This is a genomic window from Curvibacter sp. AEP1-3 (assembly GCF_002163715.1).
GTDB lineage: Bacteria > Pseudomonadota > Gammaproteobacteria > Burkholderiales > Burkholderiaceae_C > Allorhodoferax.
Map to the genome: position 1 here is coordinate 1,079,326 of NZ_CP015698.1, position 24,917 is coordinate 1,104,242.

The 24,917-nt window shown below is 62.7% G+C and carries 18 protein-coding genes; 9 read left to right on the forward strand and 9 right to left on the reverse strand.

Translation table 11 applies throughout. The features are described from left to right. Positions 1-2 precede the first annotated feature (2 nt). A complete protein-coding gene (locus AEP_RS05115; RefSeq protein WP_087494389.1) occupies positions 3-1,361 on the reverse strand; it encodes a DUF945 family protein in 1,359 nt (452 codons plus the stop codon). A gap of 231 nt (positions 1,362-1,592) precedes the next feature. Between AEP_RS05115 and mltB the strand changes: the two genes are divergently transcribed. Both mltB and AEP_RS05125 read left to right on the forward strand, forming a co-directional pair. Next, on the forward strand, positions 1,593-2,639 hold the full coding sequence (gene mltB, locus AEP_RS05120; RefSeq protein ID WP_087494390.1) for a lytic murein transglycosylase B: 1,047 nt from the start codon (positions 1,593-1,595) through the stop codon (positions 2,637-2,639). Between the two features lie 3 nt (positions 2,640-2,642). Next, positions 2,643-4,058 carry an SPOR domain-containing protein gene (locus AEP_RS05125; protein ID WP_087494391.1) on the forward strand — a complete coding sequence of 472 codons (1,416 nt, stop codon included), beginning with the start codon at positions 2,643-2,645 and terminating at the stop codon, positions 4,056-4,058. Between the two features lie 24 nt (positions 4,059-4,082). Here AEP_RS05125 and AEP_RS05130 read toward each other — a convergent pair whose 3' ends face one another. The 4 genes from AEP_RS05130 to AEP_RS05145 form a co-directional block, all read right to left on the reverse strand. Continuing rightward, complete coding sequence (locus tag AEP_RS05130) at positions 4,083-4,952, reverse strand: HDOD domain-containing protein (protein WP_087494392.1); 870 nt, start codon at positions 4,950-4,952, stop codon at positions 4,083-4,085. A gap of 90 nt (positions 4,953-5,042) precedes the next feature. Beyond that, entirely contained in the window at positions 5,043-5,999 is a 957-nt protein-coding gene (locus AEP_RS05135; protein ID WP_087494393.1) for an alpha-E domain-containing protein, read from the reverse strand. 18 nt (positions 6,000-6,017) lie between these two features. Beyond that, positions 6,018-7,526 (reverse strand): circularly permuted type 2 ATP-grasp protein, encoded by a 1,509-nt coding sequence (locus tag AEP_RS05140; protein WP_087494394.1) that lies wholly within the window; start codon positions 7,524-7,526, stop codon positions 6,018-6,020. Positions 7,527-7,585: 59 nt separating this feature from the next. Further along, on the reverse strand, positions 7,586-10,090 hold the full coding sequence (locus AEP_RS05145) for a DNA internalization-related competence protein ComEC/Rec2 (protein WP_087494395.1): 2,505 nt from the start codon (positions 10,088-10,090) through the stop codon (positions 7,586-7,588). Between the two features lie 157 nt (positions 10,091-10,247). Here AEP_RS05145 and AEP_RS05150 point away from each other — a divergent pair, with 157 nt between their 5' ends. The 4 genes from AEP_RS05150 (at position 10,248) to AEP_RS05165 (ending at position 16,121) form a co-directional block, all read left to right on the forward strand. Continuing rightward, the gene (locus AEP_RS05150; RefSeq protein ID WP_087497192.1) at positions 10,248-13,799 is read left to right on the forward strand and encodes a transglutaminase family protein; all 3,552 of its coding nucleotides are present in this window, start codon (positions 10,248-10,250) and stop codon (positions 13,797-13,799) included. Between the two features lie 42 nt (positions 13,800-13,841). After that, positions 13,842-14,933: an AbrB family transcriptional regulator gene (locus AEP_RS05155; protein WP_232459931.1), complete on the forward strand. Its 1,092-nt coding sequence runs from the start codon at positions 13,842-13,844 to the stop codon at positions 14,931-14,933. A gap of 34 nt (positions 14,934-14,967) precedes the next feature. After that, the gene (locus tag AEP_RS05160) at positions 14,968-15,675 is read left to right on the forward strand and encodes a mobilization protein (protein ID WP_087494397.1); all 708 of its coding nucleotides are present in this window, start codon (positions 14,968-14,970) and stop codon (positions 15,673-15,675) included. Between the two features lie 140 nt (positions 15,676-15,815). Beyond that, on the forward strand, positions 15,816-16,121 hold the full coding sequence (locus tag AEP_RS05165; RefSeq protein ID WP_087494398.1) for a high-potential iron-sulfur protein: 306 nt from the start codon (positions 15,816-15,818) through the stop codon (positions 16,119-16,121). A gap of 61 nt (positions 16,122-16,182) precedes the next feature. On the opposite strand, the gene AEP_RS05170 is transcribed toward AEP_RS05165, so the two are convergent. Further along, complete coding sequence (locus tag AEP_RS05170) at positions 16,183-16,803, reverse strand: flavin reductase family protein (RefSeq protein ID WP_087494399.1); 621 nt, start codon at positions 16,801-16,803, stop codon at positions 16,183-16,185. A 97-nt stretch (positions 16,804-16,900) separates the two neighbouring features. Between AEP_RS05170 and AEP_RS05175 the strand changes: the two genes are divergently transcribed. The 3 genes from AEP_RS05175 to AEP_RS05185 all read left to right on the forward strand — a co-directional run bounded on the left by AEP_RS05175 (position 16,901) and on the right by AEP_RS05185 (position 21,077). Further along, complete coding sequence (locus tag AEP_RS05175; protein ID WP_232459932.1) at positions 16,901-19,522, forward strand: circularly permuted type 2 ATP-grasp protein; 2,622 nt, start codon at positions 16,901-16,903, stop codon at positions 19,520-19,522. Then, a complete protein-coding gene (locus tag AEP_RS05180; RefSeq protein ID WP_087494401.1) occupies positions 19,522-20,517 on the forward strand; it encodes a transglutaminase family protein in 996 nt (331 codons plus the stop codon). The genes AEP_RS05175 and AEP_RS05180 overlap by 1 nt, the downstream gene beginning before the upstream one ends. A gap of 101 nt (positions 20,518-20,618) precedes the next feature. Continuing rightward, positions 20,619-21,077 (forward strand): RidA family protein, encoded by a 459-nt coding sequence (locus AEP_RS05185; protein WP_087494402.1) that lies wholly within the window; start codon positions 20,619-20,621, stop codon positions 21,075-21,077. Between the two features lie 87 nt (positions 21,078-21,164). Here the strand turns inward: AEP_RS05185 and AEP_RS21270 are convergent, their stop codons facing one another. The 3 genes from AEP_RS21270 to pcnB all read right to left on the reverse strand — a co-directional run bounded on the left by AEP_RS21270 (position 21,165) and on the right by pcnB (position 24,910). Beyond that, positions 21,165-22,763: a methyl-accepting chemotaxis protein gene (locus AEP_RS21270; protein WP_087494403.1), complete on the reverse strand. Its 1,599-nt coding sequence runs from the start codon at positions 22,761-22,763 to the stop codon at positions 21,165-21,167. Between the two features lie 71 nt (positions 22,764-22,834). Next, positions 22,835-23,311 (reverse strand): 2-amino-4-hydroxy-6-hydroxymethyldihydropteridine diphosphokinase, encoded by a 477-nt coding sequence (folK, locus tag AEP_RS05195; protein WP_087494404.1) that lies wholly within the window; start codon positions 23,309-23,311, stop codon positions 22,835-22,837. A 3-nt stretch (positions 23,312-23,314) separates the two neighbouring features. Next, entirely contained in the window at positions 23,315-24,910 is a 1,596-nt protein-coding gene (gene pcnB / locus AEP_RS05200) for a polynucleotide adenylyltransferase PcnB (RefSeq protein WP_087494405.1), read from the reverse strand. Between the last annotated feature and the right edge of the window lie 7 nt (positions 24,911-24,917).

A 24,917-nucleotide genomic window follows, 5' to 3' on the forward strand; every position in this document is an offset into this window, starting at 1 on the left:
GCTCAGGAGGCCGGTGCGGAGGGGGAAGCCGCAGGCGCTTCTGAAGGCGCCACTGCGGGCAGTTCCTCCTCGGGCAGTGCCAAACTCTCACCCGCCAGGAACGCTTTGATCCAGGCATCCAGTTTCTGGAGACCCAGTTGAACCATGGCGCCATCCAGCGTTTTGCCGCTAACCTTCAGGATGCCGGCGCCGTACTCAAAGCCGGCTTGCACCCCATCAGGTACTTCATTCGCGTACCCGGTGGACAAGGCGAATGCCTTTTGCTCAGGCTGCATGAGCTTGCCCTTGATATTGATGTGCCCGCTGCTGGAGAGCTGGCTGGCGAGCAGCACCTCGTCGCCCTGCGCGGGGGCCACAGTCAGCACCAGATTGCCATCCAGACCGCCCTCATTGCCGCTGCCCTGCAGCTTGGGGATACCCACACTGAACCCGGCGAGCAGCAGCTTCTTCAGGGCAGTGCGCATTTGTAGCTTCTCGTCGGCCGTCGCGTTTTGCAGGCCGCAACTCTCACTGAACACTTTGCTCAGTGTCTGCACGCTGGCGGTATGCAGGCCTTTGACTTCGGCCTCCAGCACCAGGTCTTTGAGGTTTTGCCCCAGAAACTGCGCACTGCGTACCGACTCGGTGACCCTGGAGTCCAGTCGGTCACCGCGCTCGGTCGTTTCGCTGCTGACGCGAAGGCCTTGCAGGGTCACGTCGGTGGTACTCATGCTTTCAATGTCCAAGGCCGCGCGGCCCGTACCTACCGTCCGGTTTTTCAGATCCAGGCTCAGAGTGATGTGTTTGGCCTCCAGGGCATTGCCATTGCCGCGCAATGCCATGCGTTCAAAGACCCAGTCAAAGCGCAAGGCCGTTTTCCCAAGCTCCATGCGCCCGCCGGAGGGCGTCACCTGCAGAGTTTCGCCGTTGGCCACCATGCCCAGCTCAGGCAGTTGCATCTCGGTACTGAAAGTGCCATCGAAGCCCGCGTGACCGGTTCCGGTGAGCTTGCCCCCGCGCAGCAGTTGTTGCACACCGGTAGCTGCCTCGCCCGCCGGCGCTGCAGACCAGTCAAAGCGCGTCAGGCCCTTCCAATCCGGCACATGGCGGGCGCGGTACTCCAGATGCACTACGGTCGGCCCCTCGGCGTCTTCGGCACATTGGTTATGCCATTCCAGATCCAGTGCTCCGGAAGAACTCAGCCAACCGGCTTCGTGCGCCAGATTTCGGATGCGCAAGTCGCCCTTGGAGTGCTCGAGCGCCAGCTCCTGCAAGCCGGCCGCCAACATGCGCGAGCTGTACCACGGGACCGCCAGAGCGCCTGCAGTGATAACAAGGGCACTGCCCGCCAGGGCAATACGGATTCGGGGCGATAAGCTCATGAGTTAATTTGATTATTTAAAACAAATAATGTGCGTTTTGCACAAATTAAGCAAAATCATACCCGCCATTGCAGCGGGGCTGAAAGACTCGACGCATCTTGTGACTGGCTACACTGCCAGCCATGTGCCCGCACGTGCCTGATAACCGGCACCCACCCTTTGCAAGACTCTGTTGTGTCCCTGAAAAAAACTCTGTTTACTCTCGTTTTGATAGCAGCTTGCGCAAATTCCATGGGCGCTACCGGCAAAAAACACGCTAAATCCAAAGCCGTAACCAAGGCCTCAGCGGCAGCTACCGAAGGGACACCCTACGGCGACCGGGAAGACGTCATGCGCATGGCAGACGACATCGCCCAGCGCCGCAACTTGGACCCCGCCTGGGTCCGTGCCACCTTGTCGAAGGCCCGTATGGTTCCTTCCGTGGTGCGGGCGATCACGCCACCTGCGGTAGGCACCCCTAAAAACTGGGCCCTTTACCGCAGCCGTTTCGTGGAGCCCATCCGCATCAGGGCAGGGGTTAAATTCTGGCTCGCCAACCAAGAAACGCTGGCCCGCGCCGAAGCCCAGACCGGTGTACCGGCCAGCATCATCGTCGGCATCATCGGTGTCGAGACCATTTACGGCCAGCAACTCGGCAACTACCGCGTCATTGACGCATTGACCACCCTGAGTTTTGATTTTCCGGACGCGCACCCGCGTAAGGCTGCACGGGCTGCCTACTTTTTGACCGAACTCGAGGCCTACCTCAGCCTCACCCAACGCACTGGCACCGACCCCATGGCCCTGCGCGGCAGCTACGCCGGCGCCATGGGCTGGCCACAGTTCATGCCCTCGAGTTGGGCCAAGTACGGTATCGACTTTGACGCGGACAGCCGGGTAGACCTGTTCCACAGCCAGGCCGATGTAATCGGCTCAGTGGCCAATTACTTCCAGGCATTCAAGTGGCAACGGGGCATGCCCACCCACTACCCGGTGCAGTTCGACATGGCACGCCTGGACCAGGCGGCCTTGATGGCCCCGGACATCGTGCCGACCTTCAGCCCCCCCACCATGCAGGACAAAGGTGTGGTGCTGGATGCCGCAGGCCAGGCGCACGCCGGCTTGCTGGCCCTGATCGAGCTGCAAAACGGAGCCGAGCCCCCGACCTATGTGGCAGGCACCGAGAACTTTTACGTCATTACCCGCTACAACTGGAGCAGCTACTACGCCATGGCGGTCATTGATCTCGGACAGGCCGTGGCCCAAGCAGTACAAGCCCAGACAGGCATGCCAAAATAAGCCATGGCCACCGCCCCCACCACCGCACTGGACAACACGGACGAGCACTCCACCACCGCGCTCTACCGTGCGGCCATCGGTGACATCAGCAACGGCTACTACCTGCCCCGCTTTACGCGGTTCGAGGCGGCAGACCGCCCAGGGCTGAGTTGGAACTGGGCTGCTGCGCTCAACACCCTGAACTGGCTGATGTTCCGCCAGCTCTGGCATGCAGCCCTGGTGTACAGCGGCAGCATCGTGGCATTGGCCTTGTTGTTGTTCGGCATCGGCAAGCTGGTGTTCCAGTTTTCGGAAGGCACCCAGTGGGGCCTGCTGGCAGCTTTGGTGGGCTTGGCCTTTGCAGTGCCCGGCTTGGGTGGCAACGCGCTTTACTACCTGGCCACTCGCCAACGGGTGCAAAACGCCCTCGCCAAAAATCAGACCGTGCCGGAGGCCTGCGCCCAACTCAGCAAACAGGCCGGTACCCGCAAAGGTTTGATCATCATTGCAGCCTGCAACTTGGCAGTAGCCGCCATCGCTGCCCAGTCGTACGCCATGTTTTCCGGCTTTGAGCCCCTGCCGGCGGGCACGCCCGTGGCGGTAATTGCAGCGCCTGAAGGGCGCAATGTGGCGAGTGGCCGGGCGGTAGACGCCACGGCGGCGGACAGCGCCAAAGCCTCTGCTTCGGTACCTTCGGTGGCGTCATCTGCAGCGGCGCCGGCCAGCTCAACCGCAACGCCTGCAGCCCCTGCGACCAGTTCCGCTGTAATTGCCGCGAAGCCGCCCACCGAAGCGGCTTCTTCACCCGCAGCCAAGCCCGGGCAGACTGCAGCCAGTGCGCCCGTCCCCGCCGCATCGACCCCGGCCAGATTGCCCGCTGCCGCAGCCTCTGCAACAGCCGCAAAAGCCCCGGTATCCGCAGCTGCGCCTGCCGTCGCGAACAAGCCTGCGGCCTCCGCGAGTGCCGTGACTCCTGTACGCCCCGCTCCAACCGCCGCAGCATCTGCCCCGGCCCCGGCCCCGGCGCCAGCCAAGTCCTCCGGTGAAAAAGCTGCCCCAAAACCATCCGGGCCGGCACCGGTGGCTTTGCGCTCTGCTGCTGCTGAGTCCGCTGCGCGCGAAGTGGCTGCATCCCTGGGACAGTCAGCTCCCGTGGCACCAGCCACTCCACGCCCAGCAGCGAGTGCGCCTGCCGAAACGCCGGCTGCGGGTCGCTTCGTGGTGAATGTGGGGCTGTTTGGCGATGCCAACAACGCACGCAATGCGCTGGTCAAACTTATGGATGCGGAACTGCCGGTAGTGAGCAAAGAGATCCGCTTCCCCAAAGGCAACCGCACCCGCATCCAGGTGGGTCCGTTTGATACTTTGGCCGAGGCCGACGCTGCGGCCGACAAGGTGCGCGCTTTGGAGCTGGAAGCCCGCGTCGCCCCCCTGCCCTGAGCTCACAGGCAGAGTCCCTGATTTTCAGAAACCGGCAGGGCCGGTGAACTGCTCATGCAGAGCATCCGACCAGTGCTCGATCTCTTCGTCGCTGACGTGCAGGAAGGCCAGACACTCCGCCCCGTGCAGCTCCCACTCGCGGTTTTCCCGGGACCCTTCATGCAGGGCGACCAGATGTTCCGCGAGCAAGGCCATGGCAACGAGGGTGCGGACCGTGGATGGAATGTTGTCGTCTTTGAGCACCGTGAAGTCGTGGTGCAGTCGCACGGCGTGGGCCACATCGGGAGAGAGGCGCCACGTCTTGGCGACGATAGCCCCCACCACCGCATGGTCGGTACGGTGCGCTTCGTTCTCCACCTCGGTTCCGGTTTTTTCCGTCTGCGCCAAGGCATGGGCCAGCGTGGCCTCGTAGCCCTTGATGCCTTGCAGCATCACCGGGATGCCCACATTGCAAAACAATCCGCAGGTATGGGCAATGTCAGCATTCACGCCATACATCTGCCTCGCGATGTACCCCATGGCATAGGCCCGCCGGGTCGACGTTTCCCAAAAGTGTTCGAGCAAGGGCGACTTGACCCGTATGGTCTCGCGCAACAGAAAGCCCGTCAGGATGGACACCGTCTGCGAAATCCCTAGTAGCGCCACTGCTTCGGCCACAGTGGCGGCCGGGCGGGACCGGGCATAAATGGGGCTGTTGGCCACCTTGATGAGCGCTGCCGCCATGGCCACATCGCGCGAAGCAATGCGGGCAATCGTGGCGGGCTCCGGGTCCTCACGGTTCACCTCGACCCGCAAGTCGGACAGCAGCGCCGGGCAGGGCTGGATGACGATGTCTTTCAGGGGCCCTTCGGCCCGCGCTGTCTCAATTTCGCGGTCAATATCGGCTACGCGCATAGGTGCTCCTTGGTCTGAACATTATGCTCAGGACACCCCATAAAAAACGGCCCTCGCGGGCCGTTTTTTCTATGGGTTTGTCCTATTGCTTCAGGTCACTGGAACCAGAAACTCGCGGCTGATATGCGCGCCGAGGTCATTGACCCGGTCCAGGAACTGGGTCAGGTAAGCATGCAGGCCGGTCGCCAGAATTTCGTCGATGCGGCCGTATTGCAACTCAGAGCGCAGCTTGCCGGCTCGGCGCAAGGTTTCGCTCGCCGGGTTGCTGGCCACGAGGGCAAGGTTACCCACCACTTCATTCAGGCTGGCGTGCAAGGAGCGGGGCATATCGGATTTGAGAATCAGCAACTCCGCCACGCGCTCAGGCTTGATGACATCGCGGTACACCTTGCGGTAGATCTCAAACGCCGACACGCTGCGCAAGATGGCGCTCCAGTGGTAGAAGTCGTACTCTTGGTCCTTCTCGCTGGCAGCACCGAAAAAATCACTTTGCACGGCATGGAACTTCACATCCACCAAACGCGCGGTATTGTCGGCCCGCTCCAGGAAGGTGCCCAAGCGCATGAAGTGCAGGGACTCGTCCATCAGCATGGTGCCCACCGTGACGCCGCGAGAGAGGTGGGAGCGGAACTTTACCCACTCAAAAAACTGCGAAGGGTCTTTTTCAAAGTCTCCGCTCTTGATCATGCGTTTGACTTCGAGCCAGGTGGTGTTTTGCGTTTCCCACACCTCGGTGGTCAGCGCTCCGCGCACCGCACGGGCGTTCTCGCGCGCAGCGCTCAGACAAGACATGATGGAAGACGGATTGCTCTCATCCTTGACCATGAAGTCCATCACTTCGCGGGCCTGAATTTCGCCATGCCGCTCTTTGTAGGAGTAGAGCAATTCACTGATGGATAGCAAGCCTTGCCAACCCATCTGGGCCACGGCTTGTGATTGGGGCAGCAGCGATGTCTGGTAGTTCACATCCAGCATGCGCGCAGTATTTTCGGCCCGCTCGGTGTAGCGGGACATCCAGAAAAGGTGGTCAGCGGTGCGTGACAACATAGAAAGGTTTCCTCGTCCTTAAGCTGACTGTGTTTGCGTCTGGGTAGCGGCTGCAGTGGGTGCAGGCACGTCTTCTTCCAGAATCCAGGTGTCTTTGGTGCCGCCGCCCTGGCTGCTGTTGACGACCAGCGAGCCTTCTTTCAGCGCTACGCGGGTGAGCCCACCGGGCACCATTTGCACGGTCTTGCCCGATAGCACATAGGGGCGCAAATCGATGTGGCGTGGGGCAATACCACTCTCCACAAAGGTGGGGCAGCTCGACAAGCTGAGGGTGGGCTGGGCGATATAGCCGGCGGGGTTAGCCAGCACGGCCTTGCGGAAGTCTTCAATCTCGGCCTTGGTGGCAGCAGGCCCCACCAACATGCCGTAGCCACCGGCACCGTGCACTTCTTTCACCACCAGGTCTTTCAGGTTGGCCAAGGTGTACGCCAGGTCATCCTTGTTGCGGCACATGTAGGTGGGCACGTTGTTCAGGATGGGTTTCTCACCGAGGTAGAACTCGATCATCTTGGGAACGTAGGGGTAAATGGACTTGTCGTCCGCAATGCCGGTACCCACCGCGTTGCAGATAGTCACATTGCCTGCACGGTAGGCATTGATGAGCCCAGCGCAACCCAGCGTGGAGCTGGGACGGAAGACGGTGGGGTCCAGGAAGTCGTCATCCACACGGCGGTAGATCACATCCACACGGCGTGGGCCGCGGGTGGTGCGCATGTAGACAAAGTTGTCTTTGACAAACAAGTCTTGCCCCTCGACCAATTCCACCCCCATCTGCTGGGCGAGGAAGGCGTGCTCAAAGTAAGCACTGTTGTACATGCCGGGCGTGAGCACCACCACGGTGGGCTCGGCGGTGGTGGCAGGGCTGCTCTGGCGCAGGGTTTCCAGCAGCAAGTCGGGGTAATGGGCCACGGGCGCCACACGGTGGGCTGAAAAAAGATCGGGGAAGAGCCGCATCATCATCTTGCGGTCTTCCAGCATGTAGCTCACACCGCTGGGTACGCGCAGGTTGTCTTCGAGCACGTAGTACTCGCCGTTGCCCTTGGCGTCCGGCGCACGCACGATGTCGATGCCGGAAATGTGAGAGTAAATCTGGTGCGGCACATCCACCCCCACCATCTCGGGGCGGAACTGAGCGTTGCCCTCAATCTGGTCACGCGGCACGACGCCGGCCTTCAGAATTTCCTGGTCGTGGTAGATGTCGTGAATGAAGCGGTTGAGCGCATTGACGCGCTGCACCAGCCCCTTTTCCATGCTGGACCACTCGTGGGCCGGAATGATGCGGGGAATCAGGTCAAACGGGATCAGGCGCTCGGTGCCCGAGCCGTCCTCGTCTTTTTCGCCGTACACGGCGAAGGTGATGCCCACTCGGCGGAAGATCATCTCCGCTTCTTCACGGCGTTTGGCCATCATGTCGCCGGGCTGGCGAGCGAGCCATTCGTCGTAAATCTTGTAGTGGTCTCTTATCTGGCTGCCCTTGCTGAAAAATTCATAAGGGAGCTGGGTGTACATCTCGTCGAATTTCTGCATGTAAAAGACCTCTCTGATTACCTCTTATGCAAACTTCGGGCCACAGCGCCGATGCACCACTATGGCACATCATGAGCCCAATAATGCCGCTCGTCTTCCCGCATACACGCCACATTTTGGGGCTCTGCAGAGCGCCAGCGAGCCGCACCACAACGGGGCGACAACACCAAATGGGTGCTCAGAGCCGCATAGCGCTCCAGCACCGGCGCGGCCGGGTGGCCGTAGCGGTTGCGATAGCCCGCCTGCACCAGCGCATGGCGTGGCTGCACCGCCTGCAGGAACTCGGGCGTGCTTGATGTTTTGCTGCCGTGGTGCGGCACCAACAGCACATCGGCTCGCAGCTTGGAAGCCGTGTGCGGGTCGCCCAACATCTGGAGCTCCTGGGGTGCCTCAATGTCTCCGGTGAGCAAGGCCGTCTGCCTGCCGTTGCTGATGCGCAGCACGCAGGACAAGGCATTGGATTTGGGCGGCGGTTGCTGCTCATACGCACCGGCCGGCGGCTGCAGCACCTCGAAGTCCACCCCATCCCACACCCAGCGTTGGCCCGCTTCACAACGGCTGGACTGGCGCAGTTGCTGCAAGGCATGCTGCGGGTCGATGGAGCTCAGCAGGGCGGCTTGCGGCTGCATCATCAGCACGGCGGCAGCGCCACCCACATGGTCGGTATCGCGGTGGCTGAGCACCACGGTATCCAGCTGCACATCCAGCGCCTTGAGCAAGGGCAGCAGCACGCGATTACCCGCATCACTCTCCAGGCTGTAGCGCGGGCCGGCATCGAACAGCAAGGCATGCCTGGCTGTTTGCACCAAGACCGCGTTGCCCTGCCCGATATCCGCCGCCAACAGCGAAAACTCGCCCTCCGCCGGCAGCGGCGGCCGCCAGAGTAGGCAAGCCAGCACCGGCATCACCCCCATAGCCCGCACTGCCCAAGGCAGGGGCAACACCAGCAGCACGCCGCCCGCCACCGCCCAGATACCCAATGCGAGGGGCGGCAGGGGAAGATTGAGCGTGGCCCACGGCAAGGCGGCCAATCCATCGAGCGCCGCATACAGCAGCGCTACGGCTCCGGTGGCCGCTGTCCACACCTCCGACCACAACACGCCGGCCAGGGACAAAGGAGTGATCACCAACGTGACCCAGGGAATGGCAAATGCATTCGCCACCAGACCCACCAAGGACACCTGTCCGAACCACAGCAAGACCAACGGCGCCAGCGCGAGGGTGATCACCCACTGCTCGCGCCACATTCCGCAAACGGAGTGCAGAAATTGGGCCCACGCCCTCTGCGGGGCTGCTATTCCGGATTCGTGGCCATTTTGACCTCTGGCGCCCGTGGAATCTGCGCGAGCAGCTCCTGAATTCGTAGCAACAGAGCTGACGAACAAGATGCCTACCGCCACAAAACTCAACCAGAAACCGGCCTGCAACATAGCCCAAGGGTCCCACATCAGCACCACCACCGCCGTCCACAGCGCAACCCACGGCCACGGCCAGCGCACGCCCAATACACGCAGGAAAACCACCATGGCCAGCATCAGACACGTGCGCTGCGCCGGCACACCCCAGCCCGAAATCAGCGCGTAGGCACTTGCGAGGGCCACGCCCAGCAGCCAACCGGCATGGGCTGCAGGCAAGCGGTTACACAGCCAAGTCGAGCGCCGCCACCAACGGCCTGCCAGCAGGGTAGCCGCCCACGCAAACATGGTGATGTGCATGCCCGAAATGCTGACCAAGTGCGACACCCCGGTCGCCCGGAACACATCCCAGTCATTGCGATCTATGGCCCGCTGGTCGCCCACCACCAGCGCTGCCAGCAATCCGGCAGAGCGGGCATCGGCCACATGGGTGAGGATGCGCTCCCGCGTCCATTGGCGGGCCAGTGCGACCGGCGCCTGCCAAGTCTGCCCCAGCAACTGCGGCACCGGCGCGCTGGCAGTGGCGCGCACATAACCTGTAGCCTGCACGCCCTGCTCCCACAAATAAAGCTCGTAGTCAAACCCATGGGGGTTGGCGCTACCATGCGGCGCTTTCAAGCGAAGTTGCATGCGCCAGCGCTGGCCGGCCCGCACGTCCACCGGCGGGCGCTGCAGCTCCGGAAGCTGGGCTTGCGCGTTGTAGGCACTGGTGTACCAGCCCAGATCCAACAAAGCCGGAAGGCGCACGATCTGCCCGTCCAATGTCGCCTCCTCAGGCGCGAAGCGGAAGCGCACCCCCGCCTCGGTGGTCTGCGGCATGTCAGCCACCACCCCGGTCACCCACACATCGCGCCCTTCGAGCGCCGGATTCAGGGCTTGGCTCACAAACACCACCGCCCGCACACCGGTGAGGCCCCAGGCAAACGCAAGCCCAGCGATCAGCACTAGGCATTGCACCCTTATGTTTGCTATTTTTTTGGTAGCTACCCGCGCATAGAGTACGGGCGCTAGCAGTACAAATGCGGCATAAACCCACCATGCTGCCAATGCGGCCTGCTGCAGCTGCAAAGCGATGCCGGCCAACAGGCCCGCACCAAGCGCGAGGCCGGTGCGGGACCCTCCAGCCAGTCGGGGTGCCGCTGCATACATGCCTTCATGCTAACGCCAGCCACATTGTGGTGTGAAGCACACACAAGGCCCATGGCGCGGACCTTGCTTGGAAAGCCTGTCAAACCCGATTGTTAGTATGGGGGCCGTGCTGCAACCGCTGCACGGCGTCCCCTGTGAGATCTACCGAGACCGGCCCATGTCCATTCACGCAGCGCTGAACCACGTTACCCATTACTCGTACGACCGTCTGGTCAACCTCGGTCCCCAAGTCATCCGCCTGCGCCCTGCCCCGCACTGCCGCAGCAAAATCATTTCCTACTCGCTCAAAGTCGAGCCCAGCACCCACTTCATCAACTGGCAGCAGGACCCGTTTGCCAATTACCAGGCCCGCCTGGTGTTCCCCGAAAAAACCAAGGAGTTCAAAGTCACAGTCGACCTGGTGGTCGAAATGGCGGTGTACAACCCCTTTGACTTCTTCCTGGAACCCACGGCCGAGAACTTCCCGTTTAAGTACGACAAGCTGCTGGGCCAGGAGCTCGCTCCTTATTTGGTGGCAGAGCCGCTGACGCCGGCATTCAAAAAGTTCCTGGACGCCATCGATCTTAAGGAACGCCGCACCATCGACTTTCTGGTGTACATCAACCAGCTGGTGCACAAGGCCGTGAGCTACACCATCCGCATGGAACCCGGTGTGCAAACGCCGGAAGAAACCCTGACGCTGGCCAGCGGGTCGTGTCGCGACTCCGGCTGGCTGCTGGTGCAACTGCTGCGCCACTGCGGCTTGGCCGCACGATTTGTGTCGGGCTATCTGATTCAGCTGGCCCCGGACGTCAAATCCCTGGACGGCCCCAGCGGAACCGAAGTCGACTTCACCGATCTGCACGCCTGGTGCGAGGTCTATCTCCCCGGCGCAGGCTGGATCGGGCTGGACGCGACCAGCGGCTTGCTGGCCGGCGAGGGCCACATCCCGCTGGCCTGCACCCCGCAGCCCAGCGGCGCAGCCCCGATCGAAGGCGGCGTGGACAAGTGCGAAGTGGAATTTGCCCACCACATGCAAGTCACCCGCATGTACGAATCCCCCCGCGTCACCAAGCCTTACACGCCCGAGCAGTGGGCCGAAGTCATGACCCTGGGCGACGCGGTAGACGCAGAACTCGTGGCCGGCGACGTGCGCCTGACCATGGGTGGCGAGCCCACCTTTGTGGCGGTGAACGACCGTGACGCGCCCGAATGGAACACTGACGCCCTGGGCCCCACCAAGCGCGGCTTCGCCACCGAGCTGGTGCACAAACTGCGCGACGAATACGGCCAGGGCGGCTTTCTGCACTTCGGCCAGGGCAAGTGGTATCCCGGCGAGCAGCTGCCGCGATGGGCGCTCAATATTTACTGGCGTGCCGACAAACAAAAGGTGTGGAACAACCCCGCCCTTTTCACCGACGAGCGCAAGCCCACCCACTACACCGCAGAAGACGCGGGCTACTTCATCCGCACCCTGGCGGGCAAGCTGGGCCTGACCGACAAGTACGTGCAGGCCGGCTATGAAGACACTTGGTACTACCTGTGGCGCGAGCGCCGGCTGCCGGTCAATGTGGACCCCTTCAACAGCAAGCTCGACGACGAGATGGAGCGCGCCCGCCTGCGCCGCGTCTTCGAGCAGAAGCTGGACTCCGTGGTGGGCTATGTGCTGCCGCTCAAGGTGGGCGATGGCCCGCGCCTCACAGGCCCGAGCTGGACTACCGGCCCCTGGTTCTTCCGCGATGAACGCATGTACCTCATGCCAGGCGACTCGCCCATGGGCCTGCGACTGCCGCTGGATTCCCTGCCCTGGGTCAGCCAAGGCGACTACCCCTATTTGGTGGAACGCGACCCGACTGTAGACCGCGGCGCACTGCCCCCGCACGCAGCCTTTGCGCAGCGCTATTCGCCCAACGCAACCACGGTCACGACGACCGCCAATGCTGGCGCCGCCGGGGCCGCAGGTGCAGGATCAGTTGCTGCCAACGGCGTGCCCTACCTGGCCGGCAACCTCGCCGTGCCGGAAGCCGGTCGCAAGATGCAAACCGCCAAGGGTACCGGCGACACCAGCATTGCCACCAACGCCCAAAGCGCCAAGCAGCCTGAGCCGGCGATGTACGCACAGGCTCCGAACCGCTTTGAGTCCGCCCACTGGATCACCCGCACTGCGTTGTGCGTGGAAGTACGCGACCCACGCCGCGCCAGTGGCCCCAAGGCCGAGGCTGTGGGCTCCAAATCGGGCGTGATGTATGTGTTCATGCCGCCTCTGGAGCGTCTGGAAGACTACCTGGACCTGCTGGCCGCCATCGAGGCCACGGCCACCGAGCTCAAGATGCAAGTCGTGCTGGAAGGCTACCCGCCCCCCCGCGACCCACGCTTGAAGCTCCTGCAAGTCACCCCGGACCCGGGCGTGATCGAGGTCAACGTGCACCCCGTCACCAACTGGAAAGAACTGGTCTACAACACCGAGTTTTTGTACAACGCAGCGTTCGAGTCGCGCCTGAGTGCCGAGAAGTTCATGACCGATGGCCGCCACACCGGCACCGGCGGCGGCAACCACTTTGTGATGGGCGGTGCCACCCCGGCCGACAGCCCCTTCCTGCGCAAGCCGGAGTTGCTGGCCAGCCTGCTGCTGTACTGGCACAACCACCCGTCCTTGAGCTACCTGTTCAGCGGCATGTTTGTGGGCCCGACCAGCCAGGCCCCGCGCGTGGACGAAGCCCGCAACGACCAGCTTTATGAGTTGGAAATTGCCATCGAGCAGATCTACAAAAACCGCGAGTTGTATGGCCAGAGCATGCCGCCCTGGTTGGTGGACCGCACGCTGCGCAACATCCTGATCGACGTGACCGGCAACACCCACCGCAGCGAGTTCTCCATCGACAAGATGTACTCGCCGGACTCGTCCACAGGTCGCCTGGGCTTGTTGGAACTGCGCGCCTTCGAGATGCCACCGCACCCCCATATGAGCAGCGTACAGCAGCTCCTGCTGCGCGCGCTGGTGGCACGCTTCTGGAAGTCACCGTACAAGGCCCCGGTCACACGCTGGGGCACCGAGCTGCACGACCGCTACATGCTGCCCACCTTCATCAAAATGGACTTTGATGATGTGATCGCAGACATGAGCGCGGCCGGCTACGCGTTCGACACCAGCTGGTTCGCCCCGCACTACGAGTTCCGCTTCCCGATGGTGGGCTCGGTCAAGAGCATGGGCGTGGAGATGACCCTGCGCAACGCTTTGGAGCCTTGGCATGTGATGGGCGAAGAAAGCTCCGCCGGCGGTACCGCCCGCTATGTGGACTCCAGCCTGGAACGCCTGGAAGTGCGTGTCACCGGGCTGAATGAGAGCCGCTACGTGGTTACCTGCAATGGCGAAGCCCTGCCCATGACCAGCACCGGCACGGTGGGTGAGTTCGTAGCCGCCGTGCGCTACAAGGCCTGGAACCCGCCCAGCAGCCTGCACCCCACCATCGGTGTACATGCCCCGCTGACCTTTGACATTGTGGATACCTGGATGAAGCGCTCGCTGGGCGGTTGCCAGTACTTTGTGGCCCACCCCGGCGGCCGCAATTACGACACCTTCCCGGTGAACAGCTACGAGGCCGAAAGCCGCCGCCTCTCGCGATTCAGTCCCTTGGGCCACACCCCGGGCATGCTGGTGGTGCCACCCGCCACCATCCATGTGCCGGGCAGCAAAGAGTTCCCGTTCACCAAAGACATGCGCAGGAACTGATCTGAAGCGTCATACGGTTCGCATCTAATCCAGCAGATGCGAATGTCTTTCCTCCGCCTGCAGCCCCGGCTGCACGGGCCTGCGCTACTGCTCGGCAGTGCCTTGGCCAGTGCAGCCTTTTTGCTCATGGGCGTGCCTGCGGGCATGTTGCTGGGTTGCATGCTGGCTGCCGTCCTGCTTGCCACGCAGGACATGGACGTGCAGGTGCCAGCCCCTTTGTTTGCCATTGGCCAGTCGGTGATCGCCTGCCTGATGGCCCGCAGCCTGCATTTCGAGGTGCTGCATCGCGTGGCCGGCGAATGGCCGCTGTTTCTGGGGATTGCGTTTTCCGTCATGGCGGCCAGTGCGCTGCTGGGTTACTGGCTGATGCGCAGCGGTTTGCTGCCGGGCAGCACCGCCATCTGGGGCCTGGCACCGGGCGCGGCCTCTGCCATGGTGCTCGTGGCGGGCGATTTCGGTGCAGACACCCGGCTGGTGGCATTCATGCAGTACCTGCGGGTCGCCCTGGTCACCGCGATTGCTTCGCTGGTGGCTCACTTTGCAACAGGCGTTGCGGCCTCCCCCGAACACGTCGCACCCGGTTGGGATGTCCAGCTGGCCCATTGGCTGCACATCCAGAACCCGGTGCATGCCGGCCTGACCCTCGCGCTGGTGCTCGCCGCCGCTTGGTTGGGCCGCACCCTCACCTTCCCCGGGGGCCCTTTGTTAATCCCCATGATGCTGGGACTGGCGATGGACAACCTCAGCCCCTGGAAGCTGGAGCTGCCGGGTCCCCTGCTGGCGCTGGCGTATGCCGCGCTGGGGTGGGGCATAGGTCTGCGCTTCAACCGCGCGATTCTGGAGCACGCCTGGCGGGTGTTACCGCGGGTGCTGGTCGCCATCGCTGCGCTGATCGTTCTCGGATTGGTGATTGCCAGCAGCCTCATGTTTTTTGCGGACGTAGCCCCCCTCACTGCCTACCTGGCCACCAGCCCCGGCGGTGCGGACTCGGTGGCCGTAATTGCTGTGGGCAGCGCCGTGGATGCGGGTTTTGTGATGGCCATGCAGATGGTCCGTTTTTTCATGGTGTTGCTGCTGGGCCCGCGCCTTTCGCGCTGGCTGGTGCAACGTCTGTCAGGGCGCAATGCGGCCTGAAGCCTTTCTTCTTTTCAACTCAAACAGGATATTTATGCCCTCTATCAACTTCATCGGTGGCGAAAAAGGCGGCGTCGGCAAATCAGTGGTTGCCCGCCTGCTGGCCCAGCACTTCATTGACAAGGGACGCGCATTTACCGGCTTTGACACCGATCGCTCGCACACCTCTTTTACCCGCTTTTATGCCGACTACGCCTCCCCCGTGGTGGTGGACACCTACGAGGGCCTGGACCTGATTGCTGCGGTGTTTGAGGAAGAGCCTGCAGAAGGCCCTCTTCCCAACGTAATCGTCGATCTGGCAGCCCAGACCGCCGCGCCGCTGGCCCGTTGGGTGAAGGACTCCGACCTTGTCTCGCTGATGGCCAGCTTGGGCATCACCGTGAACTTCTGGCATGTGGCCGATGCGGGCAAAGACTCGGTGGACTTGCTGGACCGCTTGGTGGCCACTTATGGCGCAGGCCCCAACTACATCGTGGTGAAAAACCTGGGCCGGGGCAGCGACTTCTCGCAGCTCGAAGACTCTGCTGCGCTCAAGAAAGCCGTGGCACTGGGCGGTCACGTCATCAGCCTACCCCAATTGCATGAAGCCAGCATGCGCAAAATCGACCGCCAGAACGCCAGCTTCTGGGCAGCGGTCAACCGCAAAGACGGTGACGATGCGCTGGGCATGCTGGAGCGGCAGCGGGTCAAAACCTGGCTCAAGAGCTGTTACGCCACGCTGGACGCGCTGCCCTTGGGCTAAGCGGTGACCCGGCCGGCACAACACTGGAGTGCTTTAGCCGGGTATTGATCAGGATCAAGGGGCTCCGGCGGTCTTTTCATAACAATGCACACCAAACCCGCTATCCTGCGGGCTCGATTTTCACCTTAGGAAACCAAGCCATGACACAACGTCGCACATTCATGCTTCAAGTCGCGCTCGGCAGCACTGCGCTGCTGGCAAGCCAGGTACACGCAGCCGCCCCCATGGTCGACGAAAAAGACCCACAAGCGGGTGCATTGGGCTACAAGGCAGATGCCACCAAGGTGGACAAGACCAAGTTCCCCAAATATGCCGCAGGCCAGGCATGTTCCAACTGCGCGCTCTACCAAGGCAAAGCTGCAGACGCCGCCGGCGGCTGCCCCCTGTTTGCCGGCAAACAAGTGGCCGGCAAAGGCTGGTGCAGCGCCTACGCCAAGAAGGCCTGATGACCATGGGGCGCAAGCCCCACGCAAAAGCCACCGCAGTAGCCGCTGCCGGTGGCTTTTTTTATTGGGGGCGGAATAGCCGGAACAGTTGCTCAGGCCCGATGGTGAAGTAGTCACCCGGCCCGCCACCGCGCAGCACATGGCCGGCAGCAGCGGTGTCATACACACCGTTCACCAGCAAAGAGGTGTCAATATGCACCCCGACAACTTCGCCCAGTACCAACCAACTGGACACCGTGGAACCCGCTGCCGTCTGCAATTGCACGATCTGGGTGCAACGGCATTCGAAACTGACAGGGCTCTCCAGCACCCGGGGCGGAGCCACCAGCCTGGAAGCCACCGGCGTCAGGCCGGCCAAGGCAAACTCATCAACTTCCGGCCCCACCGCAGCGCAGGTCTGGTTCATGGCTTCGGCCAGAGGCCGGGTCACCAGATTCCAGACAAACTCGCCGGTCGCCTCCACATTGCGCGCCGTGTCCTTGTATCCGATGCTGGAAAAGCCCACGATGGGCGGCACGTAATTAAAGGCGTTGAAAAAGCTGTATGGCGCAAGGTTGAGCGCGCCTTGGGCGTTTCGGGTGGAAATCCAGCCTATGGGGCGGGGACCCACGATCGCGTTAAAGGGGTCGTGCGCCAGGCCGTGACCCAGCCGGGGTTCATAAAAATGCTGCGTGGGGGACATGGTGCCGGCCTTCAGTGCGGAGAGGCCTCTAGTATTACCGGCACGGCGGTTGCTTGCGCACATACAGCCCGTGCTCGGGCTGGCATACTCTCATTCAGTGACACAAGCCGACGAATCCCCCCCTGACCGCCCGGAAGAAGCTGCCGCAGATGTGCTGCGCTACGCGCGCGCCTGCGCTGCAGCCAGCGGCCACTTTGACGAGTTGCGGGGCGCTATCAATTCCGAAGCTGCCGACGCATATCTGACGGGCGTTTGGCGCCAATTTTTTAACAACATGGAAGGCGGCAGCGAAGCGGCCCTCGAACAGCATGTTGCCAGCCTCCAGCGACAAATCCGTGACAACGGCGTCACCTACAACGTGTATGCCGATGCGGAAGGGCCGCAGCGCCCCTGGTCGCTGGACCTGTTCCCGCTGATTGTGGACGCCCCAGATTGGGCCCACATCGAAGCGGGCGTGCAGCAGCGCATGCGCTTGCTGGACGCCGTCATGGCGGATGTTTACGGTCCCCAGGATCTGTTGCGCCGCGGCCTGCTTCCGCCTGCCTTGGTGCAGGGTCACCCCGGCTACCTGCGCCCCATGGCGGGCGTGCAACCGGTGGGGGGCGTACACCTGCATGTGGCCGCCTTTGACCTGGCCCGTGGGCCGGATGGCAACTGGTGGGTGGTCGGCCAGCGCTGCCAGGCACCCAGCGGCTTGGGCTACCTGCTGGAAAACCGGCTGGCGGTGTCCCGGCAGTTTCCACAAGCATTTCAGGCTCTCAAGGTGCAGCGCCTGGCCAGTACCTACCGGGCGCTGATGGACAGCCTCAAAACAGCCAGCCCGGCCGGTGCCCAGGCGCACATTGCCCTGCTCACGCCCGGCCCGTACAACGAAACCTATTTCGAGCACGCTTACCTCGCGCGCTACCTCGGCCTCACGCTGGTAGAGGGCAGCGACCTCATCGTGCGTGATGAGCGCCTGTTCCTTAAGACCCTGCGAGGCCTGGTGCCGGTACACGGGCTGCTCAAGCGGGTGGATGACCAGTACCTGGACCCGCTGGAGCTGCGGCCGGACTCCACGCTGGGCGTGCCCGGCTTGTTGCAAGCCATCCGCGCCGGCAACGTGCTGGTGGCCAACACTCCGGGTTCGGCGTTTCTGGAGTCGCCCGCTTTACTGGGCTTTCTGCCGGCCATTGCCCAGGCTTTGCTGGGCGAAAGTTTGAGTCTGCCGGCCCTGCCGACCTGGTGGTGCGGTGAGCGCAGTGCCATGGAAGCAGCGCTGCCGCTGCTCGGCGAGCGCACTATCAAACCCACCTATCCCGGCTCCAGCATCCACCCCAGCTTTGAGGCGGTGCTGGGCCACACCATGCAACAAAGCGCCCTGGACCGCTTGGCCGGACGCATCGTGCGTCAGAGTGAAGAGCACACGGTGCAAGCCTATATGCCCCTGTCGCAAATGCCCACGTGGCGCAGCGATGCGGACGGCAAGGGCAACGCTGCCATGGAAGCCCGCTCCGTCATGTTGCGGGTGTTCGCCGTATCCGACGGGCGTGACGCTGCCGGACAACCTAAGTGGCAGGTGCTCCCCGGCGGCCTGGCACGCGTAGCAGGTGCCAGCGCGGACATCGCCTCCATGCAGCGCGGCGGCAGCAGCGCTGACGTCTGGGCCCTCACCCGTGGCGAAGTGGACACCACCACCCTGCTGCCCACCACACTGACACCGGCCGTGCTGGCCCAACGCAAACGCTTGGTCACCAGCCGTGCCGCAGAAAACCTTTACTGGCTGGGCCGCTACACCGAGCGCGCTGACAACACCATCCGACTGGCCCGCTTGGCGCTGGAGTACCTGGGCGGTGAAGAACAGTCCAGCGCGCCTTTGCTGCAGTGGCTCACGCAGCTGGCCCAGATCAACACCCTGGTGCTCCCCGGCGTGCCATCCGCTGTGCAGGCGCGACGGGTCTTCGAGCGCTCCATCATCGCCAGCCTGGCTTCGCCTGACGGGGCCACCAGCGTGGGCTACAACATGCGGGCCCTGAAGATGGCAGCCGCTACCGTGCGCGAGCGCCTGTCACAAGAACACTGGAGCACCATCGTCCGGGCAGAAGAAGAGATGTTCCAGCGCTGTGCCCAGTTGGCCGCCCAGGGTGACTACGCGCCCAACCAGGCTCTGCGCATCCTCAAAGACGCCAGTGACCACCTGGCCGCGATTACCGGTGCCCAAACCGATCGCATGACCCGCGACGATGGCTGGCGCCTGCTCAGCATTGGCCGCCACGTAGAGCGGCTGAACTTTTTGGCTACTGCGCTGGACCAGTCCTTTGACACGGGCGCAGTGGACACCGATGGCGGATTTGAAGCCTTGCTGGGCCTGTTCGACAGCACCATTACCTTCCACGCCCAGTACCAGCAAAGCCGCGATGTCGCTGCGCTAATAGACCTGCTGGTGCTGGACCGCGACAACCCCCGCTCCCTGGCTTGGGTAGCACACACCCTGCGCGGTCGCCTGGCGAAACTGGCCCTGAGCCCGGCCAACGAGCTAAGCCCCATGAGCCTGCAAGTGCCTGCCCCCGACAGCTGGGATCTGGCTGCCCTGTGCGAAAGCCCTGCCGGCGAGCCGGTGATGCAGCCGCTGCGCAGCCTGCTCGCGTCGCTGTGCACTGCGGCGTACACGGTGTCCGAAGACATCAGCACCACCTATTTCACCCACTCCGGGGAAACCAAGCAAAGCGTAGGCACCTGATGCTGCTGCAAGTGACCCACGAAACGCGGTACGACTACCAGCCCGCCGTAGAAACCGCCCAGCATGTGGCCTACCTGGAGCCCCGCGCCCACGGCAGCCAGAACGTGCTGAGCCACAGCCTGCTGATCAACCCGCAACCCGCCCAGCAGCGCAGCGCACCCGATGTGTTCGGCAACCACCGCTGCTTCTTTTCCCTCCAGGTGCCCCATGGCATTTTGCAGGTACGGGCCTGCAGCCTGGTATCCACCCGCGAGGCCGAAAAGCCGGCTAGCAGCCTGCCGTGGGAAACCCTGCGCGACCGCTTACGCTACCAGGCCGGCACCGTTTACGAGCCTGCCGCCGAATTTGTGTTTGCCAGCGCCTTTGTGCCCCGTCAGCTGGAGTTCGCAGGCTATGCGCGCCCCAGCTTTGTGGCGGGCGCCGATGGGCTGAGCGTAGCCCGCGATTTGATGGAGCGGATTCACACCGACTTCACCTACGAGACCAACAGCACCCAGATCAACACCCCGGCCCTGCAGGCGCTGGAACAACGCAAGGGCGTGTGCCAGGACTTTGCCCACATCATGCTGGCCTGCTGGCGCAGCATGGGCTTGCCCGCACGTTATGTCAGTGGCTACCTGCTGACCCGTCCGCCACCGGGCCAGGTCAAGCTGATCGGGAGCGATGCTTCGCACGCCTGGGTCAGCATTTATGTACCCGACTTGCCGGAGGGCGAGCGCTGGGTCGACTTTGACCCCACCAACAATCGCTGGGGTTGGCACGCGCCTGGTGTGGACTACGTGACGGTGGCGACCGGCAGGGATTTTGGCGATGTCTCCCCCCTGCGGGGTGTGATCCACGGAGGCTCGCGGCATACCTTAACCGTGGGCGTAACAGTGGAAGAAATCGGCATGGAGGCACAGGTCGCGCCGGTGCCTGACCATAATGACGCACCGGTGCGGATGGAAGCCGCCCCTGTGGCAACGCAAAGCCAATCTCAGTCCCAATCGGGCTGAGTCCGGGCGAGCGGCCATTTGCTATTATTTTCATAGCTACTTGCGCACATTCCATGCGCGCCAGCAGCACTTTTCATCTATAAACTTTTGAGATAAACGCCATGAGCATTTACGACAAACTCGCTGAACTCCAGATCACCCTGCCCCCTGTGGCCATCCCTGCTGCAGCCTACGTGCCTTTTGTACAGACCGGCAACCTGGTGTTTTTGAGTGGCCACATCGCCAAAAAAGATGGCGCTGTCTGGGCCGGCCAGCTGGGTAAAAACATCAGCACCGAAGAAGGCAAGGCAGCGGCCCGCGCCATCGCCATCGACCTGCTGGGCACACTGCACGCGGCCGTGGGTGACCTCAACAAAGTCAAGCGCATCGTGAAGGTCATGTCACTGGTGAACTCCGCCGGCGACTTCACCGAACAACACCTGGTGACCAACGGCGCGAGCGAATTGTTTGGCCAGGTCTTCGGCCCCCAGGTGGGCGCCCATGCCCGCAGCGCCTTCGGCGTGGCGCAGATCCCCATGGGTGCCTGCGTGGAAATCGAGCTGATCGCTGAAGTCGCCTGAAGCTTCTTCATCCGCCAACAAAAAAGCGCTGCCAGGCAGCGCTTTTTTTATGGGTCAACGGGTCACGAAAACCACCCGAAACTCCGCTCAGCGCAACATCAACGGCGCTTGATGCCCCTGCAACTGGCGCGCTGCAGATGCCGACGCATCCACCTTGAACACCGAGACTGCTTGCGCCAGCTGTGCGGCCTGATCGCGCAGGCTTTCCGCTGCGGCGGCGCTCTCTTCGACCAAGGCCGCATTCTGCTGGGTCATCTGGTCGAGATTGGAAATGGCGTGGTTCACATCGGCAATGCCGCCACTTTGTTCACTGGAAGCGGCAGTGATTTCGTTGATCACATCCACCACGCGGCGCACGCTTTGCACAATCTCTTGCATCGTAGATCCCGCATTGGTGACCAGCTGGGTGCCGGACTCCACCTTGTCGACCGAGGTGCCTATGAGCGCCTTGATTTCTTTGGCGGCCTCCGCACTGCGGCCAGCCAGCGAGCGCACTTCAGACGCCACCACCGCAAAGCCCCGGCCCTGCTCGCCGGCGCGGGCGGCTTCCACCGCTGCATTCAAGGCGAGGATGTTGGTCTGGAAGGCAATGCCATCAATGACGCTGATGATGTCGGCAATCTTTTTGCTGCTGGCGTCAATCTCCTGCATGGTCCGCACCACCTGTGTCACTACCTCGCCACCGCGCTGGGCCACGCTGGACGCATTGGCCGCCAGAGTACCCGCCTGATGGGCGTTCTCAGAACTCAGTCGCACCGCTTGGGTGAGGCTGTCCATGCTCGATGCCGTGGAGGCAAGATTGCTGGAGGTTTCCTCGGTACGGTGGGCCAGATCGTTATTGCCGGTGGCGATCTCCGTGCTGGCGGTCGCAATGCTGTCGGTGCTTTGCCGGACCTGCGCGACCATGAGGGACAAGGCGCGGTTCATGGCGCCCAAGGAGCGCATCAGGTCGCCGAATTCGTCAGATCGGGACTCGTCCACCACACTGGTCAGGTCACCTTCGGCGATCCGGGATGCCAGCTGGTTGGCCTGGACCAAAGGGCGCTTGATGGAGCGAATCAAAAATGCAGCCCCCACCAGAATGCCGCAAATCACCAGCACCAGCCCACTGGTGGACAGCATGATGAGCTTGCGCCCCTCTGCTTCAAAGGTCTGGCGAGTCTGTTCGCTTTCGGTGTCCTGCATGGCTACAAACTCGGCATGGGCCCGTTGCAATGCCTGCACAGCGGGTCGGTATTGCGTTTCCACAAAGGCCGGCATGTCCCCGGGCTTGGTGACTTTGAGCAGCGCGGTCTGGCTGGTCAGGTCTTGCAGCTTTTTGCGCAGGTCCGTGATCTTGGTGATTTGTTGCCGGTCCTGCTCTGTCGGGCTGGCGGATTCGATCAGTTTTTGAAATTCTTCAATCCGGCTATTGCTGGCTGCGATTTCGTCCTTGAACGCATTGGCCACACCGGGGTCTATGGACACGACCACCGCATAAGCCCGGGTGGCGTTCACGTCTTCGAGGGCGGCCCATTGATTGGCTTGCTTGATTTGGGTCGCCAAGGCGGTATTCAGCGCGCCATAAGCCTCGCGGGACTTGCGGGATTGCCAGGCGGTCAGCGCGATGATGATTCCCAACGACACCACCATCAGCACCATGGCAGACCACAGCTTGGTGGCCAGCCGCATCCGGTTGAACTGCATTCCAATCTCCTTTAATTATTCTGTAATTTAAACACGCCGTACCCGGTTACAGAATGGAGAAAAGACCGGATTTACCCTGCCAACCTCCAGATGCCCTGGTCGCGCACGGCGTCCAGTTCGGCGGGCGTAACCCGTTCGGGATCGAGCTCGGCCAAAGGCATCAACACAAAGGCACGTTCCCTCATGCGGGGGTGGGGAACGGTCAGTGCAGGACTGACTATGCGTGCACTACCGTAGAGCAAGATATCCAGGTCCAGGGTTCGCGGGGCATTGCGGTAGGGGCGCTCACGCCCGGCCTGCAATTCTTGCTGTTGCAACGCAGACAAAAGGTCCGGCGCGCTCAGGCAGGTGCTAATCTCAGCCACCGCGTTCACATAGTCCGGCCCGGTGGAGTCCACCGGCTTGCTTCCGTAGAAACCGGAGGCACGCACCAGACGGCTGGCGGGTAGCCGCTCCAGCTCTTCCAGCGCGGTGCGCAAAGCAACCATGGGGTCACCCAGATTGGCTCCCAGGCCGATGTAGGCGCGGACCGGATCGCGCAGGATCATGGCTTACTCGGCCGAGGGGGCTGATCCGCCCTCACCCGCGCCACGGGCAGCGCCACCGCGGCGACGGCGGCGACGCTTGCGCGGCGCATCCCCGGTCGAGTCAGCAGCAGATTCCGGAAACTCCGGCTCGGATGACTCGTCACCGGACTGGCTGCCAGTCGGGATCGGCCGCGGGTCACGCGCCGGCTTGGCCGCACGCGGGCCTTTGGGAGCCTGCTTGCGCTGTTGCTGTTGTTCCGCGCGCACCTGGTCCACCATGTCCTGGCGCACTTCGTCACTGGCCATGCTGAACTCTTGCCACCAGTCGGCCAGGGTTTCGTCAATCTCCCCCGCATCTGCACGCAAGCGCATGAAGTCGAAGGAGGCGCGGAAGCGGGGTTGCTCCACCATGCCAAAAGGTGTGCTGCCCACACGCTTGTCAAAGCGGGGTTGCATCAGCCAGATCTCGCGCATGTCGCCGGCCAACTTGCCGCGGCCGGACACGTCCCCGATGCGGGCATTGAAGACGTCTTCAATTGCGTCCTGCAAAGCCGGATGGCTGTGCTGACCGCTCTTGAGGCGCTGGGCCCAACCGTCGCGCACATCGGCCCACAACACACAGGCCAGCAGGAAACTCGGCGCCACCGGCTTGCCCTCGCCCACGCGACGGTCGGTATCTTTGAGGGCTGCGGCCACAAAAGGCTGCTCGCCCCGCTCGACCACCACATCCAACAGCGGGTAGATGCCGGTCGCCAAACCCAAGACCTTGAGCTGCTCGATGGAGGCCAACGCGTGGCCGGTTTGCAGCAGTTTGAGCATTTCGTCGAACAAGCGGCTCTGCGGCACGTCGTTCAAGAGCTTCTGGCTCTTGACCAGGGGGCCTGCAGTTTTGGGCTCCAGCTTGAAACCCAGAGGGCTCAGCTTGGCGGCAAAACGTACGGCGCGGATGATGCGCACCGGGTCTTCGCGGTAGCGGGTGGCGGCGTCGCCGATCATGCGAAGGGTGCGGCTCTTGGAGTCCTTCAGGCCATTGTGATAGTCGACCACGATCTGGGTTTCGGGGTCGTAGTACATGGCGTTGATGGTGAAGTCACGGCGCACCGCGTCTTCTTCCTGGGGGCCCCATACGTTGTCGCGCAAGACGCGGCCGGTGCTGTCTACCGCGTGCTTCATGCCGGCCAGTTCGCTCTTGCTGGTGCGCTCATTCCCGGCCACTTGCTCAGCGGCGGCGTTATCCAGATACGCGCGGAAGGTCGAAACTTCAATCACCTCATGTTCGCGCCCGCGGCCGTACACCACGTGCACGATGCGGAATCGCCGCCCGATGATGAATGCACGGCGGAACAGGCCCTTGACCTGCTCGGGGGTGGCGTTGGTCGCCACATCAAAATCTTTGGGGCGCAAACCGACCAGCAGGTCACGCACCGCACCACCCACCACATAGGCCTCAAAACCGGCCTGTTTGAGCGTGCGCACTACGTTGATGGCGCGCTCGTCTACCAGGCTGGGGTCTATGCCGTGCACCGACACGGGAATCTCCACCCTTTTGCCGAACTGCGGCTTTTTGCTGGTACCTGCGGGGCTCTTACCCAGCAATTTGTCGATAAATTTTTTGATCAAGTTCTTG

Bases quoted from the DNA above. Each gene is read 5' to 3' on its own strand.
- AEP_RS05170 (WP_087494399.1), bottom strand. From the start codon at position 16,803: ATGTCCCCCACGCAGCATTTTTATGAACCCCGGCTGGGTCACGGCCTG.
- AEP_RS05160 (WP_087494397.1), top strand. From the start codon at position 14,968: ATGCCCTCTATCAACTTCATCGGTGGCGAAAAAGGCGGCGTCGGCAAA.
- AEP_RS05150 (WP_087497192.1), top strand. From the start codon at position 10,248: ATGTCCATTCACGCAGCGCTGAACCACGTTACCCATTACTCGTACGAC.
- AEP_RS05165 (WP_087494398.1), top strand. From the start codon at position 15,816: ATGACACAACGTCGCACATTCATGCTTCAAGTCGCGCTCGGCAGCACT.
- folK (WP_087494404.1), bottom strand. From the start codon at position 23,311: ATGATCCTGCGCGATCCGGTCCGCGCCTACATCGGCCTGGGAGCCAAT.
- AEP_RS05155 (WP_232459931.1), top strand. From the start codon at position 13,842: ATGTCTTTCCTCCGCCTGCAGCCCCGGCTGCACGGGCCTGCGCTACTG.
- AEP_RS05180 (WP_087494401.1), top strand. From the start codon at position 19,522: ATGCTGCTGCAAGTGACCCACGAAACGCGGTACGACTACCAGCCCGCC.
- AEP_RS05115 (WP_087494389.1), bottom strand. From the start codon at position 1,361: ATGAGCTTATCGCCCCGAATCCGTATTGCCCTGGCGGGCAGTGCCCTT.
- AEP_RS05185 (WP_087494402.1), top strand. From the start codon at position 20,619: ATGAGCATTTACGACAAACTCGCTGAACTCCAGATCACCCTGCCCCCT.
- AEP_RS21270 (WP_087494403.1), bottom strand. From the start codon at position 22,763: ATGCAGTTCAACCGGATGCGGCTGGCCACCAAGCTGTGGTCTGCCATG.
- mltB (WP_087494390.1), top strand. From the start codon at position 1,593: ATGGGCGCTACCGGCAAAAAACACGCTAAATCCAAAGCCGTAACCAAG.
- AEP_RS05145 (WP_087494395.1), bottom strand. From the start codon at position 10,090: ATGTATGCAGCGGCACCCCGACTGGCTGGAGGGTCCCGCACCGGCCTC.
- AEP_RS05135 (WP_087494393.1), bottom strand. From the start codon at position 5,999: ATGTTGTCACGCACCGCTGACCACCTTTTCTGGATGTCCCGCTACACC.
- AEP_RS05125 (WP_087494391.1), top strand. From the start codon at position 2,643: ATGGCCACCGCCCCCACCACCGCACTGGACAACACGGACGAGCACTCC.
- AEP_RS05140 (WP_087494394.1), bottom strand. From the start codon at position 7,526: ATGCAGAAATTCGACGAGATGTACACCCAGCTCCCTTATGAATTTTTC.
- AEP_RS05130 (WP_087494392.1), bottom strand. From the start codon at position 4,952: ATGCGCGTAGCCGATATTGACCGCGAAATTGAGACAGCGCGGGCCGAA.